1 protein-coding gene is annotated in these 513 nt (G+C 58.5%); it reads right to left on the bottom strand.

Annotated elements, in window-relative coordinates; genetic code table 11:
* Positions 1 to 384 (bottom strand): LysE family transporter (locus J5M71_RS27205; protein WP_207838630.1); only part of this gene is annotated, 384 nt, incomplete at its 3' end.
* Between the last annotated feature and the right edge of the window lie 129 nt (positions 385 to 513).

Raw genomic sequence — 513 nt, 5'->3', positions numbered from 1 at the left:
ATCCAGATAAACGTGGGGGTTGAGCAAGGTCACCGCCAGAGCGCTGAGCATCACTGCGCGCAGCGAACGCACGGTCTGGTTCTCGCTTTGTTCAAGGCTCTGCTTCGAACAGGCCCGGCGCAGCGCCTGGCTGCCGTACCAGATCAGAAACGTCGCGCCGCCCCAACGGGCGATCGCCAACAGGGTCGGGTTCTGCGCCAGAATCGTCGCCAGGCCGAACACTCCGGCCGCGACCAGAATCGCGTCACACACCACGCACAATGCCGCCACCGGCAAATGGTGTTCACGGCGCAGGCTTTGCGCCAAGACAAATGCGTTCTGCGTGCCGATCGCCATGATCAGGCCGAACGCCACCAACAGGCCGTTTACGTAGCTTTGCCACATGGGAGAGATCCTTGAAAGAGAGTGCTTGCTGGCTATTCTCCGGTGTGACGCTGTATAAGAAAAACCAATAGTGCTGATCGCCCATTAGGAAAATTGATGTTCGACTATAAATTGCTTTCCGCGCTGGCC

The sequence above is a fragment of the Pseudomonas sp. 43(2021) genome (assembly GCF_017490805.1).
Taxonomy (GTDB): domain Bacteria; phylum Pseudomonadota; class Gammaproteobacteria; order Pseudomonadales; family Pseudomonadaceae; genus Aquipseudomonas.
The sequence above is the reverse complement of the archived record's forward strand: the minus strand, read 5'-3'. Positions and strand labels throughout refer to the sequence as shown.